At 60.6% G+C, this 12,985-nt stretch carries 18 protein-coding genes; 8 read left to right on the forward strand and 10 right to left on the reverse strand.

Features of this window, described 5'->3' with window-relative positions; all coding sequences use genetic code 11:
- Positions 1–33 precede the first annotated feature (33 nt).
- Positions 34–786 carry a sulfate transporter CysZ gene (cysZ, locus tag JKA62_RS19225; protein ID WP_201819053.1) on the reverse strand — a complete coding sequence of 251 codons (753 nt, stop codon included), beginning with the start codon at positions 784–786 and terminating at the stop codon, positions 34–36.
- A gap of 310 nt (positions 787–1,096) precedes the next feature.
- Here cysZ and trxB point away from each other — a divergent pair, with 310 nt between their 5' ends.
- Positions 1,097–2,059, forward strand: coding sequence for a thioredoxin-disulfide reductase (gene trxB / locus JKA62_RS19230; protein ID WP_201819055.1), 963 nt, complete (start codon positions 1,097–1,099; stop codon positions 2,057–2,059).
- 64 nt (positions 2,060–2,123) lie between these two features.
- On the opposite strand, the gene JKA62_RS19235 is transcribed toward trxB, so the two are convergent.
- The 6 genes from JKA62_RS19235 to JKA62_RS19260 all read right to left on the reverse strand — a co-directional run bounded on the left by JKA62_RS19235 (position 2,124) and on the right by JKA62_RS19260 (position 5,111).
- Positions 2,124–2,462, reverse strand: a complete 339-nt coding sequence (locus tag JKA62_RS19235; protein WP_011332495.1) for a HopJ type III effector protein — start codon at positions 2,460–2,462, stop codon at positions 2,124–2,126.
- Complete coding sequence (locus JKA62_RS19240) at positions 2,455–2,751, reverse strand: DUF1244 domain-containing protein (protein ID WP_201819057.1); 297 nt, start codon at positions 2,749–2,751, stop codon at positions 2,455–2,457. Before JKA62_RS19240 ends, JKA62_RS19235 begins: the two co-directional genes overlap by 8 nt.
- Before the next feature lie 68 nt (positions 2,752–2,819).
- A complete protein-coding gene (gene folX / locus JKA62_RS19245) occupies positions 2,820–3,191 on the reverse strand; it encodes a dihydroneopterin triphosphate 2'-epimerase (RefSeq protein ID WP_007957207.1) in 372 nt (123 codons plus the stop codon).
- Entirely contained in the window at positions 3,192–3,752 is a 561-nt protein-coding gene (gene folE, locus JKA62_RS19250; RefSeq protein ID WP_011332497.1) for a GTP cyclohydrolase I FolE, read from the reverse strand.
- Between the two features lie 22 nt (positions 3,753–3,774).
- Complete coding sequence (folM, locus tag JKA62_RS19255; RefSeq protein WP_011332498.1) at positions 3,775–4,485, reverse strand: dihydromonapterin reductase; 711 nt, start codon at positions 4,483–4,485, stop codon at positions 3,775–3,777.
- Positions 4,486–4,541: 56 nt separating this feature from the next.
- Positions 4,542–5,111 carry an antibiotic biosynthesis monooxygenase gene (locus tag JKA62_RS19260; protein ID WP_011332499.1) on the reverse strand — a complete coding sequence of 190 codons (570 nt, stop codon included), beginning with the start codon at positions 5,109–5,111 and terminating at the stop codon, positions 4,542–4,544.
- 211 nt (positions 5,112–5,322) lie between these two features.
- Between JKA62_RS19260 and JKA62_RS19265 the strand changes: the two genes are divergently transcribed.
- Complete coding sequence (locus JKA62_RS19265; RefSeq protein ID WP_011332500.1) at positions 5,323–6,282, forward strand: MerR family transcriptional regulator; 960 nt, start codon at positions 5,323–5,325, stop codon at positions 6,280–6,282.
- A gap of 3 nt (positions 6,283–6,285) precedes the next feature.
- Here the strand turns inward: JKA62_RS19265 and JKA62_RS19270 are convergent, their stop codons facing one another.
- Both JKA62_RS19270 and JKA62_RS19275 read right to left on the reverse strand, forming a co-directional pair.
- Positions 6,286–6,891 carry a hypothetical protein gene (locus JKA62_RS19270; protein ID WP_007957217.1) on the reverse strand — a complete coding sequence of 202 codons (606 nt, stop codon included), beginning with the start codon at positions 6,889–6,891 and terminating at the stop codon, positions 6,286–6,288.
- 55 nt (positions 6,892–6,946) lie between these two features.
- Positions 6,947–7,423, reverse strand: coding sequence for a PAS domain-containing protein (locus JKA62_RS19275; RefSeq protein ID WP_011332501.1), 477 nt, complete (start codon positions 7,421–7,423; stop codon positions 6,947–6,949).
- A 153-nt stretch (positions 7,424–7,576) separates the two neighbouring features.
- Between JKA62_RS19275 and JKA62_RS19280 the strand changes: the two genes are divergently transcribed.
- Positions 7,577–8,032 carry a flavodoxin gene (locus JKA62_RS19280; protein ID WP_064382505.1) on the forward strand — a complete coding sequence of 152 codons (456 nt, stop codon included), beginning with the start codon at positions 7,577–7,579 and terminating at the stop codon, positions 8,030–8,032.
- On the opposite strand, the gene JKA62_RS19285 is transcribed toward JKA62_RS19280, so the two are convergent.
- Positions 8,022–8,909: a LysR family transcriptional regulator gene (locus JKA62_RS19285; protein WP_064382504.1), complete on the reverse strand. Its 888-nt coding sequence runs from the start codon at positions 8,907–8,909 to the stop codon at positions 8,022–8,024. The two genes, JKA62_RS19280 and JKA62_RS19285, sit on opposite strands and share 11 nt — an antisense overlap.
- Before the next feature lie 95 nt (positions 8,910–9,004).
- Here JKA62_RS19285 and JKA62_RS19290 point away from each other — a divergent pair, with 95 nt between their 5' ends.
- The 5 genes from JKA62_RS19290 to JKA62_RS19310 all read left to right on the forward strand — a co-directional run bounded on the left by JKA62_RS19290 (position 9,005) and on the right by JKA62_RS19310 (position 12,948).
- Positions 9,005–9,391, forward strand: a complete 387-nt coding sequence (locus JKA62_RS19290; protein WP_201819059.1) for a CidA/LrgA family protein — start codon at positions 9,005–9,007, stop codon at positions 9,389–9,391.
- Positions 9,381–10,067 (forward strand): LrgB family protein, encoded by a 687-nt coding sequence (locus tag JKA62_RS19295; protein WP_011332505.1) that lies wholly within the window; start codon positions 9,381–9,383, stop codon positions 10,065–10,067. The genes JKA62_RS19290 and JKA62_RS19295 overlap by 11 nt, the downstream gene beginning before the upstream one ends.
- A gap of 132 nt (positions 10,068–10,199) precedes the next feature.
- On the forward strand, positions 10,200–10,982 hold the full coding sequence (locus tag JKA62_RS19300; protein WP_007957227.1) for a class II aldolase/adducin family protein: 783 nt from the start codon (positions 10,200–10,202) through the stop codon (positions 10,980–10,982).
- Positions 10,982–11,884 (forward strand): alpha/beta fold hydrolase, encoded by a 903-nt coding sequence (locus JKA62_RS19305; protein ID WP_201819061.1) that lies wholly within the window; start codon positions 10,982–10,984, stop codon positions 11,882–11,884. The genes JKA62_RS19300 and JKA62_RS19305 overlap by 1 nt, the downstream gene beginning before the upstream one ends.
- A 152-nt stretch (positions 11,885–12,036) precedes the next feature.
- A complete protein-coding gene (locus JKA62_RS19310) occupies positions 12,037–12,948 on the forward strand; it encodes an SDR family oxidoreductase (RefSeq protein WP_011332507.1) in 912 nt (303 codons plus the stop codon).
- Positions 12,949–12,985: the final 37 nt, after the last annotated feature.

The raw sequence follows: 12,985 nt of genomic DNA on the forward strand, positions 1-12,985 counted from the left end.
GTGACGTTCGGATGATGGATTTGTGACGCGGCCTCAGCGTTGCGTCACCAGATTCTCGGCCCCGCGCTCACGCACCCAGAACAACGTAGCCCCGGCCACCGCGGCCGGCATCATCAGGATGTTCACCACCGGAATCAGCAGCACCAGATAGACGATCCCGCCAAAGCTCATGCTCTGCCAGCGCTTCTGGCGCAGCCAGGTGAGCATTTCGTTCCAGCCCAGCTTGTGGTTGTCCGCCGGGTAGTCGATGTACTGGATCGCCATCATCCAGACGCCGAAAAGTAACCACAGCGGTGCGGCGACGATGTTCACCACCGGGATGAACGAGAGGATGAACAGGCCGATCGCCCGGGGCAGGAAATAACCGAGCTTGCGCATTTCCCGGGCCAGGGTGCGCGGGATCATCGCGATCAGTTCGCCCCAGCTGAAGGCCGGGAAGTCGTCGGTGCCGCGCACTACGACTTCGACTTTTTCCGCGAGGAAGCCGTTGAAGGGCGCAGCGATCACGTTGGCCAGCATGGTGAAGGTGAAGAACACCATCAATGCCACCAGTACCACGAACAGTGGCCACAGGATGTAACTGAGAAAGCTCAGCCATTCGGGCAGCGACGGCATCAGCGTATCAACCCACAGGCTGAACTGGTGGCCGGCCAGATAGATCAATCCGACGAACAGCACCAGGTTGATGGCCAGCGGCAGCAGCACGAACAGGCGCAGGCCCGGGCTCAAGACCAGTTTGAGGCCTTCGCGCAGGTATTGCGGGCCGGACAGAACAGGGGCGGGCATAAGGTGCTCCGAGCAAGGGAAAACGCGCCGACCTTACCGACTTTGCAGAACCTGTGAAAGCACGGCGGCGAGATCGACATTCACTGTAACAAAGACGTCCATCTAGTCAGTGTGTCGGCATAGAGACCACCTATGAGCTGGATTGTTAAACCGTATTTCCTTAATCTTGCCCCCCTCGATACGCTGCACCCAACTTTTTACAGGACTGTCGAGCTCACGCCTTCCCCAAGGTTATCCACAGTCCTTTTTTATTCCCGCCGGCAGTCCGGCGTCCGGCCAGGTGTCTTGGCCGGTCAACAGGAGCAGGTTCATGTCTGAAGTCCGTCATTCGCGAGTGATCATCCTCGGTTCCGGCCCTGCCGGTTACAGCGCTGCCGTCTACGCTGCCCGCGCCAACCTCAAGCCGCTGCTGATCACCGGCATGCAGGCCGGCGGTCAACTGACCACCACCACCGAAGTCGACAACTGGCCGGGCGACGTCCATGGTCTGACCGGCCCGGTGCTGATGGAGCGCATGCGCGAGCACGCCGAGCGTTTTGAAACCGAGATCGTCTTCGATCACATCAATGCTGTGGACTTCGCTTCCAAGCCATACAGCCTGACCGGCGACAGCGGCACCTACACCTGCGACGCGCTGATCATCGCCACTGGCGCCAGCGCTCGTTACCTGGGCCTGCCGTCGGAAGACGCGTTCATGGGCAAAGGCGTTTCCGCCTGTGCGACCTGCGACGGTTTCTTCTATCGCAACAAGCCGGTGGCCGTGGTCGGTGGCGGCAACACCGCTGTCGAAGAAGCCCTGTACCTGGCCAATATCGCCAGCAAGGTCACCCTGATTCACCGTCGCGAAACCTTCCGCGCCGAGAAGATCCTGATCGACAAGCTCAACGCCCGTGTGGCCGAAGGCAAGATCGAGCTGAAACTGAACGCGACCCTGGACGAAGTGCTGGGCGACAACATGGGCGTGACCGGTGCGCGTCTGAAGAACAACGACGGCAGCTTCGACGAAATCAAGGTCGACGGCGTGTTCATCGCGATCGGCCACACCCCGAACACCTCGCTGTTCGAAGGTCAGCTGGAATTGAAAGACGGCTACTTGGTCGTTCAGGGTGGCCGTGAAGGTAACGCCACTGCGACCAGCGTCGAAGGCATCTTCGCTGCCGGCGACGTGGCCGACCACGTTTACCGTCAGGCCATCACCTCGGCCGGCGCCGGCTGCATGGCGGCACTGGACACCGAGCGTTACCTGGACGGTTTGCAGAACGCTTCGTTCTAAGATCGCAGAAACGAAAAAACCGGCCAATTGGCCGGTTTTTTCATGCCTGCGATTCGCTGGGGAATCAGCGGCGGGTCAGCGGTTGCGCTTCGAATTTCACGCCCGCCAGACCGTGCTGGATCAGCGCACGGATATTGCCGTGATCGCTGCCTTCAGGTGTTGCCACGACCGAGCGGTAGTGCTCGCCGAACGCCAGCAGTGCTTCTTCATCGCTCAAGCCTTCCAGCAACGCCAGACCCAAGGTCTTGCACGAACCTTCGTTCTGCCCGGCGGCGTTTTCCACGCCGCCGTTGTTGAACGCCTGCGGCTGGTAGTCGTAACCGGCGGCGATGAACGACAGGGTGTCGGCAAAAACGTGTTCGCCGCTCTTGAGGCTGGCGCGCAGGGTGTTCAGATCACTCATGGGGTTTTCCTTTGGCGAACGCCGCTTGTTGTTCGGCGCTGGCTTCTTGCTGATATTGGGCTTTCCAGTCGGCGTACGGCATGCCGTAAATCACTTCACGGGCATCGTCGAGGCTGACCTCGATCCGGCGCTCGTCAGCCTCGGCCTTGTACCACTTGGACAGGCAGTTGCGGCAGAACCCGGCGAGGTTCATCAGGTCGATGTTCTGCACGTCCTTGCGGCTGTCCAGGTGGGCGACCAGCCGGCGGAAGGCGGCGGCTTCGAGTTCGAGGCGTTGTTGCTCGGTCATGATGGGCTCTGTGCAGTCAAATCGTGGCGCGGATGATAAAAGTCTGACGCCCGGAGCGCCAGACACGTTCAGCGGCTGGCCGCGAGGGTGATCGACACCGATTCGGCAAATCGCAAGGCATGCGGCTTGTCGACTTCGACTTCGGCGTACAGCACCGATTCGTTGGCCATTACCAGATCCAGCAGCTCCTGGGTCAGGCGTTCGAGCAGGGCAAAACGGTTGCCCTCCACGTGGGCGATGATCGCCTTGGTGATGGTGCGGTAGTTCAGCGCGTGGTCGATGTCGTTGTCACGCACCGCTTCCTGTGCGGCGTACAGGATGGTCAGGTTGATCAGCACATCCTGCTTGTTGAGGATTTCGTCCTCGTTGATCCCGATAAAGGTGCGCAGGCGCAGATCCTTGACCCGGATGCGCGCCATTCCCGGTTGAAGTTGTGGCATTTACTTGCTCCGTCCAATCAATTGCAGGAACTCCTGACGGGTGTTGCTCGACTCGCGGAAGGCGCCGAGCATGACCGAGGTGTTCATGGTCGAATTCTGTTTCTCGACACCGCGCATCATCATGCACATGTGCCGGGCTTCGATGACCACCGCGACACCGGCGGCATCGGTGACTTGCCGGACCGCCTCGGCGATCTGGCGGGTGAGGTTTTCCTGGATCTGCAGGCGGCGGGCGAACATGTCCACCAGCCGCGCGATCTTCGACAGCCCCAGCACCTTGCCCGTCGGAATATAAGCCACATGGGCCTTGCCGATGAAGGGCAGCAGGTGATGTTCGCACAACGAATAGAGCTCGATGTCGGCGACGATGATCATCTCGTCGCTGTCGGAGGCAAACAGCGCGCCATTGACGATCTCGTCGACGCTCTGTTCGTAGCCGTGACACAGATACTGCATGGCCTTGGCCGCGCGCACCGGTGTGTCGAGCAAGCCTTCACGGTCGGGATCTTCACCGAGGCCGATCAGGATCTCGCGGTAATTCTCGGGCAGGGAACGGGTCATGGAGCATCCTCGCGGGGGCGTATTACTTGACGTGCCGCCCGCCGTTGACGGTCAGGGTGGTGCCGGTGACATACGGGTTGTCGAGCAGATAACGCAGGCTCTGATAAATCACTTCGCTGCCGGGTTCGATGCCCAGCGCGGACTTGGCCAGCGCCTTGGCACGGTACTCCGCGTCGTCGTCGGGATTGAACAATAGCAGGGCCGGTGCGATGCCGTTGACCTTGATTGACGGCGCGTAGCGCGCGGCGAAGGACAGCGTGAGACTGTCGAGCCCGGCCTTGCTGGCGCAATAGCCGATGTGTTTGCTGCTGCCCTTGCGGGTGACGTCATCGCTGATGTGGATGATGTCGGCAGGACTCGAACGTTGCAGCAATTCAGCGCAATGCAGATTGATCAGGTACGGCGCCAGCATGTGAATGTTGAACATGCGGCTGAAGGCTTCGGCTTCGCCGTCAGCGGTTTCCGCCAGCCACTCCGAGGCGTTGTGCACGATCGCGCGCAGGCTGTCGGTGTGTGACTTCAGCTCGGTGATGAAGGCGAGGATCGAAGCTTCGCTGGAAAAGTCCGCGTGCAGCCCTAGGGCGCCCAGATCCCGCAAGGTCTTCACACCCGGCCGTTCGCTGCGGTAAGTGAAGATCACCCGATGACCATCTTCCAGCAGACGCTGCGCACAATGCAGGCCGACCCGCTGGCCGGCGCCGGTGATAAGGATGGGAGCGGTGGGAGAAGTCATGTACGGCTCGCGTCGAAGTCAGAGCAAAAACTATAACAGCGACGCGAGCGACGGTTTCAGCGATTTTGCGTGGAGGGTGCGGCAGGCAGCGGGCGTGCAGGCGCCGGGTTGAGCCAGCCGGCCAGCAGGCGGGTCGACAGCGGAATGAAAAAATAGACCATCAACGGGGTCAAGCACAGCGTGCTGATGAAGACCCTCGGCAACAGGCTCATTTCCGCGAGCAGCGGGCCCAGCACGAAATTGAACAGCAGCGACACCGGGAAGAACGCGAGCCAGATCGCCACAGCTTGTTTCCAGCGCGGCGGGCGATGCCCGGCGGCTCCGAACCAGCCTTCGATCCCGCTGACCCGATGTTCCGTCGGGTGGGCGAACAGATCGCTGCCGCGGGCCAACCATGCAGTGCGCGATGCCGAGTGTTCCCAGGCGTGCAGGGTCTGTTCGTCGACGAAGCGGAAAATGATCTGGAATTCATCGTCGCCGGGAGGCGGAGCCAGTACGCCGGAGCCGAGATAACCGGGGAAGTCGGTGGCCAGTTGTTCGCCTTCTCGCAACCAAGCGATCAGGTCCTGATAACGACCATTGGCGACACGACGCGCGACCATCAGCGTGACGGGGGAAGTAGACATTGTGTATCTCCGTATTGCATGTGCGTCGCTCCGGGTAGGAGTTTCGCCTGACGCAGCGCCGGGGTAGAGGGCTGCGTTTTTTGACAAGCAAGGATTATTCCTTATTTCCGTGACGAACCCGAGACTTTCGTTCCATTTGATCGCTTGAACCTTCATGGGGCATCAGGAGTAGAATGGATCCAACTTTGCCAACAAGGACGTGTCCGCACCAATGCCTGTGATCACAGACGTTCGCCCTGCTTCGCAGGAATCTGTTGCGCTGGAGCGCGAGGATCTTTTCCCTATACGTGAAGTGGCGCGCCTGACCGGGGTGAACCCGGTGACATTGCGCGCATGGGAGCGGCGATACGGATTGATCCAGCCAACGCGCACCGAGAGTGGGCATCGCCTGTATTCGATGACCGATATCGAGCGTGTTCGCAGCATCGTCGACTGGATCGACCGGGGTGTTGCCGTGAGCAAGGTGGGCAAGATCCTGGCCAAGACCGAGCCGATGAAGGTGCTGGCTCATCTGATTCCCGATGACCTGGTGCACGCGGACTATATCCAGTGGCAGGAGCAGGTTAAGCAGGCGGTCAGCACTTTCGACGATCAGTTGCTTGATCGGGTCTACGGTCAGATTTTCTCTTCCTATGCTTTGCCCGTGGTGTTTCAGGACATCCTGATGCCGCTGTGGCTGCAAATGCTGCAGCGTCAGGATGCATTCGGGCAAACCAGTGAGTGGTTGTTCTTCGATGGTTTTCTGAGAGCCAAGGTGCTGCAGCGCATTGTCGTGCTGCGTGGCTCGCAACCGCGCAAGGTAATTGTCAGCGCGCTGGCCGGTCAATGTCGCGAGCTCGAATTGCTGGTGGCGGCGCTGTTCCTCAGTGGCAATGACGCGGGCGTTCGTGTGCTCACGACCGGTCAGCCGTTCGATGAGCTGACGCTGGTGTGCGAAAAGATCAAACCTCAAGCCCTCGTGCTTTTTTCCAATCACGCACCGACTGCCGAGCTTCCAAGGCGGCTGAACCGGTTGGCGCTGAGTCTGGATTGTCAGTTGCTGCTGGCGGGCGATGCGGCCGATCTGGCCCAGGACAGCCTGGCGGGATCATCGGTCGGCTGTCTGGGCAATGAAGGTTCGACAATGCGCCAGCGAATGAATCAGTTTCTGGCGGGGACGCTGGATACCTGAGTATCAGGTGTGCAGGGCAGGGTGGGTCAGACGATGCTGTTGCAGAATGAACTGGCGCAGACGCTCGGTTTCGTCGGCATCGCTCTGGCTCAGCTCGTAAGCGTAAAAGCCGCTTTCGGTTTCCCGCTCGAACGTCCCGCGCAGGGAGATCCGCTCGTAGCCCGAGGGGCTGAACCACAAGGCAAAATGCTTCGGCGGTTTGGTCTTGTTGCGCACTTCCAGCAGCACACCCTTGTGGGAAACCTCGTGCACCCACAACGTACCTGGCTGGCCCTTGGCATTTTCCAGTGCCACTGGCTCTTCCAGAGTCAGGCGCCATGGACGCACCATCGGCCCGTCTTCATAGATGCTCGGTACACCCAGGCGCAGGTGCAGGGCGTGAAATTCGTCCTCCACCAGATGCAGCGGGAAAGTCATCTGCTGATTTTCGAAGTTGGCCTGGATGGTGACTTGCTCATGGGCCGCCAGACGCGTTAGCAGGTCACGGATCTGCGAACCACCATTGACCAGCAGGCTCGACGTCGCATCCCGCACATTGAGTTGCGGGTTGTGTTGCATGGTCTGGATGAAATCCAGCTCATCCTGAGTGAGGAGGGCGTCGCGCTGCATTGGTTAACTCGAAATGAATAATTACAAAGTCATTGGTGATTGTAGTTACTGACACTTAGTTCGCAGTTTTGTTTGCGCCGTTCGTCGCTTTCAAGGCTGCAAGTTCTGCTTCCAGTGCCGCCACCTGGGCTTCCAGTTGCGCAACCCGCTGCTGAGCCTTGACCTGAACGGTGACGTCCTTTTGCACGCCGACGAAGTAGGTCTGCCCGTCGTCCACATTTTTAACCGTTGAAAGAGACAGCTCGTTCCAGAACGGCGTGCCGTCCTTGCGGTAGTTACGCAGAATTTCCCGGCATGAGCCGTTGTTGCGCAGGGCATCGCGAATCAGGGCCAGGTTCTCCTGATCGCGATCGCCCGACTGCAGGAAACGGCAATCCTGATAAAGGATTTCTTCGCTGGTGTAGCCGGTCAGGCGTTCGAAGGCCGGGTTCACGTAAATCAGGATGTTGTCATCCTTACCCTCCCGTTCGGCCACCACGATTCCATCGTTCGACGCGTTGATCACCATTTGCATGAGACTGGCATTGATCATCTTTGAATCCTTTCAAGGTTATCGACCGAAGGCATTCTAGAAGATCGCCCGGCGCTGTCTACTGGCCATCAGCGCTTATCGAGAGCCAATCGCAACATGACGTCGCCGGCTGTTACTATCGGCGCTCTTTTTTTCAGTTTCAGGATCAGATTGATGAAAGTCGCCATCCTCTCCGGCTCGGTGTACGGCACGGCCGAAGAAGTCGCTCGCCACGCTCAGAGCCTGTTGAACGCCGCCGGTTTTGAAACCTTCTACAACTCGCGCGCCAGCCTTGCCGATCTCCAGGCTTTTGGCCCTGAAGCCCTGCTGGGCGTGACCTCGACCACCGGCATGGGTGAGCTTCCGGATAACCTGCAACCTTTGTATTCGGCCATTCGCGATCAGTTACCGGCGGCCTGGCGGGGCTTGCCCGGCGCGGTAATCGCCTTGGGTGACGCCAGTTACGGCGACACTTTCTGCGGCGGCGGCGAGCAACTGCGCGAGTTGTTCGGCGAACTGGGCGTACGCGAGGTGCAGGACATGCTGCGCATCGACGCCAGCGAAAGCGTCACCCCGGAAACCGACGCCGAGCCTTGGCTGCAACAGTTGATCGCCACGCTCAAGGGCTGATCCCGCGTTCACGCAGCAGCGCCAGCCAGGCCTGCGCAGCCTTCGACAGATAGGCGCCCCGGCGCCAGATGAAAGCGATGTCCCAGCGCAGGTAGTCCGGCGCGTTCAAGGTCAGGCGCACCACGCCTGGCCGCACCAGACCGCGCGCCACCACGCTGGGCAGCAACACCACGCCCTGCCCGGCGGCGACCAGCGCCGCGAGAAAATCCGCCTGACCACTGCGCCCGCCTTCTTTCGGCGTGAAGCCCATTTGCTGGCACGCCTGAAGCAAACGATCGTTGAGCACGAAACTGCGCTGATACAAAAGGAACGGCGTATCGGCCAGTTCCTCCAGACCGATTTCGCCTTTTGCCGCCAGCGGGTGATCCACCGGAAGCAGCGCATCCAGCGGTTCATCACAGAACGGCTGAAAGTCGAATTGCGGATCCTTCGGCAGCAGACTGCCACCCAACTCCAGCTCCCCGCTGAGCACCGCCTGTTCGATATTGCGGCTGCCACCTTCAAGCAACTGCACGCTGATGTTCGGATAGCGCCGTCGGTATTCGGCAAACAGCCCGGCAAACAATGCATCGCTGCCCAGCAAGGGCAGCCCGAGACGTAACTCGCCCCGTGCCAGTTGGCTGAGGTCATCCAGTTCGCTGAGCAATTCATTGCGCAAGCGCAGCATGCCTTCGGCCCGATGCAACACCACACTGCCGGCGGCGGTCAGGCGTATCTGCGAGCCGAGCCGTTCGAGAAGCGGGGTGCCGAGACTCTGTTCGAGCTGGGCGATCTGCTTGCTCACGGCGGACTGACTGATGTGCAGGGTCTTCGCGGCTTGGGTGAAGCCGCCTTGATGAATGACTTCGACAAAGCTTTTGAGCTGTTTGAATTCCATGGCCCGATTCCAGATTGGAATGGCTTTGAGTCTAACAATTCGCTTCGGAGATGGCAGGCAGCTTCGTAAAATAGGCACCCGAAAGGAGCCCACCGATGAAAGCCTCGACCGTTAAATACCTCTCTCGCCTGCTGGCCGAACTGGCCGTGCTGCTCGCTTTTTACCTGCTCGGCTGCCAGATCGCAGCGTGGCTGGCCTGGCCGATTCCCGGCGGCGTGATCGGCATGGCGCTATTGCTGCTGGGCTTTGCGTTCGGCTGGATTAAACCGGCGGCGCTGCAAATGGGCGCCGGCCTGTTGATGGCCGAGATGCTGCTGTTCTTCATTCCCGTGCTGATGAGCCTGCTGGATTACGGCGCGTTGTTGCGTGACGACGGTTGGCGGATTCTGCTGGTGATCGCCGCCAGTACGTTGATGGTGATGCTGGTGACCGCGTTCGCAGTAGAGCTGGCCGTGCGCCTGAGGCGGTCCCATGAAGCTTGAGCTGATGCCGATGTTCTGGCTGGCGTTCACGTTGCTGGCCTACCTGTTCAGTCGCTGGCTGTATCGCCGGACCGGGCGTTACGTGCTGTCGCCACTGATTCTGGTCCCCGCGTTGCTGCTGGCGCTTGCCGTGCCGCTGCACACCGCTTACGCCGAATATTCGAGCAACACCCATTGGCTGATGCTGGTACTGGGCCCGGTCACCGTGGCGTTTGCGGTGCCGATCTGGCAACAGCGGCGTTTGCTGGTGCGGCATTGGTCAGCGTTGCTGCTGGGCATGCTGGCTGGCAGTGCGGCGTCGATCGCCACCTCGTTCGGCCTCGCGAAAGCGCTGGCGCTGGACAGTTCGGTGACGCTGTCGCTGGTGCCGCGTTCGATCACCACGCCGTTCGCCATGCCGCTGGCGCAGGACCTGGGTGGTGTGCCTGAGCTGACAGCGGTGTTCGTGATGTTCACCGGTGTGTTCGGCGCGATGCTCGGTGGTGTGCTGCTCAAGTGGCTGCCTTTGCGCAGCGCCCTGGCGCGCGGTGCATTATTCGGCGTCGGTGCGCACGGTGCCGGGGTCAGCCGGGCCCATGAAGTGGGCGGCGAAGAAGGTTCGGTGGCGGGGTTGGTGATGGTGCTGACGGGGTTGCTCAATCTGTTCGCCGCGCCTTTGTTGGCGGCGGTGCTTTGACATGGATCCAAGCTGTTTGCGTTGCTGACTCGTTCAGTCATCAAGCTGGCTGCCAATGCAACTACGCGACCGTCCGGGGCTGACTAGACTGCTGACACACGCAAAAACAATAAGAACGCAGAGGTGCATACAGTGAGCGTAGCCCCCGTCCCCTCGTCCGTGAATGTCAAAGACCAGGTCAGTGCCGCGGAATGGCAGACCCGGGTCGATCTGGCCGCCTGTTATCGTCTGGTCGCGCTGCATGGCTGGGACGATCTGATCTTCACGCACATTTCCGCCAAGGTCCCCGGCACCGAAGATTTCCTGATTAACCCGTTCGGCCTGATGTTCCATGAGATCACCGCCTCGAGCCTGGTGAAGGTCGACCAGGCCGGCAACAAGCTCATGGACAGCCCCTACGAGATCAATCCCGCCGGCTACACCATCCACAGCGCCGTGCACGAAGTGCGGCACGACGTGGCCTGCGTGCTGCACACCCACACCGCTTCCGGTGTCGCGGTGTCGGCGCAGAAGCAGGGCGTGCTGCCGATCAGTCAGCAATCGTTGTTCGTGCTGTCGAGCCTGGCCTTTCACGCTTATGAAGGCGTGGCGCTCAATCACGAAGAGAAAGCGCGATTGCAGGCCGACCTTGGCGACAGCAATTTCCTGATGCTGCACAACCACGGTCTGCTGACCTGTGGCGGCACCATCGCCGACACGTTCCTGATGATGTTCACCTTCCAGCGCGCCTGTGACATCCAGGTCATGGCGCAGACCGGCGGTGCCGAACTGATCGCCATCGAACCGCAGATTCTGGCGGGCGCCAAGGCGATGATCGCCGGCGTCACCAAAAGTGCTCAAGGCATGGGTGGCGCGCTGGCCTGGCCGGCGCTGCTGCGCAAACTCGATAAACAAGACCCCGGGTATAAACTCTAATGCCTCTCGCCGAGATCCCTCTGAGTGCCTGGCGCAAACGCAGCCAGACGTTTGTCTTCCGTGGTCAGCCGATCCGCTACTGGACGGCCGGGCAGGGCGAACCGCTGCTGCTGATCCATGGCTTTCCGACGGCCAGTTGGGACTGGCATTACCTGTGGCAACCGCTGTCCCAGCGCTACCGGGTGATTGCCTGCGACATGCTCGGCTTCGGCGACTCGGCCAAACCCCTGAATCACACTTACAGCCTGCTGGAGCAGGCCGATCTGCAACAGGCCTTGCTGGCGCATCTGCAGGTCGAGCAACCGGTGCACATTCTGGCCCACGACTACGGCGACAGTGTTGCCCAGGAACTGCTGGCCCGGCATTACGAAGATCGGATCGAGGTCGCCAGTTGCGTATTCCTCAACGGTGGTCTGTTCCCGGAAACCCATCGGCCGCTGCTGGCGCAAAAGCTGCTGCTAAGCCCTTTGGGCTGGATGATCGGCCGGGCATTCACCCGCGATGCGCTGGTGAAGAGTTTCCAGCAGATTTTCGGCCCGGACACTCGGCCCAGTGAAAGCGAGATGGATGATTTCTGGAGCCTGATCGAATGCAATCGCGGGCAACGGGTCATGCACAAGCTGATTCACTACATTCCCGAACGACGGGTTCAGCGTGATCGCTGGGTCGCGGCAATGCAGCGTGGCGAGGTGCCGTTGCGGGTGATCGATGGCGAAGTCGATCCGATTTCCGGGGCGCACATGGTTGAACGGTATCGCGAGCTGATCCCTGACGCCGACACGGTGCAGTTGCCGGGCATCGGTCACTACCCGCAAATAGAAGCGCCGGTGCAGGTGCTCAGGCACTACCTCGAATTTCGCGATCACTTCGTGCTGCCTCCGCGCAAGGTAGCGTGTTCCTGAGTTCGTGCCGAACGCGCTTGGCGCCTCGGCACGTTTTCATCATCCTTCAGCCTTATCGCGCACCATTCAGCCCCAGCCGTGTTCGTTGTGACCGCACGCTCTGTGCCTGACACTCAGGGACACTGTCCCTCAGGTCTGCTGGAGTTGCCCCGATGAATGAGTCTGTGCGTTTCGAAGATAAAGTCGTGATCGTCACCGGAGCCGGTGGTGGCCTGGGACGCGCTCACGCTTTGCTGTTCGCCAAACAGGGCGCCAAAGTGCTGGTCAACGACCTCGGCGGCTCGACTCAGGGCGAAGGCGCCAACGCTTCGGCCGCCGACCGCGTGGTGGCGGAAATCCGCGAGGCCGGCGGCATCGCCGAAGCCAACCACGATTCGGTTACCGACGGCGACAAACTGGTACAGAACGCCCTCGACGTGTTCGGTCGCGTCGATGTCGTGGTCAACAACGCCGGGATCCTGCGCGACAAGACCTTCCATAAAATGGAAGACGCCGACTGGGATCTGGTCTACCGCGTCCACGTCGAAGGCGCCTATAAAGTGACCCGCGCCGCCTGGCCCCATCTGCGCGAGCAAAATTACGGCCGGGTGATCTTCACCGCCTCGACCTCGGGCATCTACGGCAATTTCGGCCAGTCCAACTACGGCATGGCCAAACTCGGCCTCTACGGCCTGACCCGCACCCTGGCCATCGAAGGTCGCAAGAACAACATCCTGGTCAACGCCATCGCTCCCACCGGCGGCACCCGCATGACCGAAGGCCTGATTCCGCCGCAAGTGTTCGAACAACTCAAGCCTGAACTGGTCAGCCCGCTGGTGGTGTACCTGGCCAGTGAACAGTGCCAGGAAACCTCGGGCCTGTTCGAAGTCGGCGGCGGCTGGATGGGCAAGGTGCGCTGGGAGCGCAGCCTGGGCGCCGGCTTCGATCCACGCGTCGGGTTTTCCCCGGAAGACGTCGCGGCGCACTGGCAGCAGATCTGTGATTTCGAAGGTGCGGCGCATCCGAAGGACAATATCGAGGCGCTGAAGGAAATGATGGGGAATTTGCAGAAGTATTCGTTGTAATACATAAAGAGACGAGCAGGCATGAGTTGCCTGCTCG

This window comes from Pseudomonas sp. B7 (genome assembly GCF_016735645.1).
GTDB lineage: Bacteria > Pseudomonadota > Gammaproteobacteria > Pseudomonadales > Pseudomonadaceae > Aquipseudomonas > Aquipseudomonas glycinae.

What these genes read in the sequence shown, in the direction of transcription:
- folE (WP_011332497.1), bottom strand. Translation starts at nt 3,752, where the DNA reads ATGACCCGTTCCCTGCCCGAGAATTACCGCGAGATCCTGATCGGCCTC.
- JKA62_RS19295 (WP_011332505.1), top strand. Translation starts at nt 9,381, where the DNA reads ATGAAGCTTGAGCTGATGCCGATGTTCTGGCTGGCGTTCACGTTGCTG.
- JKA62_RS19270 (WP_007957217.1), bottom strand. Translation starts at nt 6,891, where the DNA reads ATGCAGCGCGACGCCCTCCTCACTCAGGATGAGCTGGATTTCATCCAG.
- JKA62_RS19235 (WP_011332495.1), bottom strand. Translation starts at nt 2,462, where the DNA reads ATGAGTGATCTGAACACCCTGCGCGCCAGCCTCAAGAGCGGCGAACAC.
- JKA62_RS19285 (WP_064382504.1), bottom strand. Translation starts at nt 8,909, where the DNA reads ATGGAATTCAAACAGCTCAAAAGCTTTGTCGAAGTCATTCATCAAGGC.
- folX (WP_007957207.1), bottom strand. Translation starts at nt 3,191, where the DNA reads ATGCCACAACTTCAACCGGGAATGGCGCGCATCCGGGTCAAGGATCTG.
- cysZ (WP_201819053.1), bottom strand. Translation starts at nt 786, where the DNA reads ATGCCCGCCCCTGTTCTGTCCGGCCCGCAATACCTGCGCGAAGGCCTC.
- JKA62_RS19305 (WP_201819061.1), top strand. Translation starts at nt 10,982, where the DNA reads ATGCCTCTCGCCGAGATCCCTCTGAGTGCCTGGCGCAAACGCAGCCAG.
- JKA62_RS19290 (WP_201819059.1), top strand. Translation starts at nt 9,005, where the DNA reads ATGAAAGCCTCGACCGTTAAATACCTCTCTCGCCTGCTGGCCGAACTG.
- JKA62_RS19260 (WP_011332499.1), bottom strand. Translation starts at nt 5,111, where the DNA reads ATGTCTACTTCCCCCGTCACGCTGATGGTCGCGCGTCGTGTCGCCAAT.
- JKA62_RS19280 (WP_064382505.1), top strand. Translation starts at nt 7,577, where the DNA reads ATGAAAGTCGCCATCCTCTCCGGCTCGGTGTACGGCACGGCCGAAGAA.
- JKA62_RS19310 (WP_011332507.1), top strand. Translation starts at nt 12,037, where the DNA reads ATGAATGAGTCTGTGCGTTTCGAAGATAAAGTCGTGATCGTCACCGGA.
- trxB (WP_201819055.1), top strand. Translation starts at nt 1,097, where the DNA reads ATGTCTGAAGTCCGTCATTCGCGAGTGATCATCCTCGGTTCCGGCCCT.
- JKA62_RS19240 (WP_201819057.1), bottom strand. Translation starts at nt 2,751, where the DNA reads ATGACCGAGCAACAACGCCTCGAACTCGAAGCCGCCGCCTTCCGCCGG.
- folM (WP_011332498.1), bottom strand. Translation starts at nt 4,485, where the DNA reads ATGACTTCTCCCACCGCTCCCATCCTTATCACCGGCGCCGGCCAGCGG.
- JKA62_RS19265 (WP_011332500.1), top strand. Translation starts at nt 5,323, where the DNA reads ATGCCTGTGATCACAGACGTTCGCCCTGCTTCGCAGGAATCTGTTGCG.
- JKA62_RS19275 (WP_011332501.1), bottom strand. Translation starts at nt 7,423, where the DNA reads ATGATCAATGCCAGTCTCATGCAAATGGTGATCAACGCGTCGAACGAT.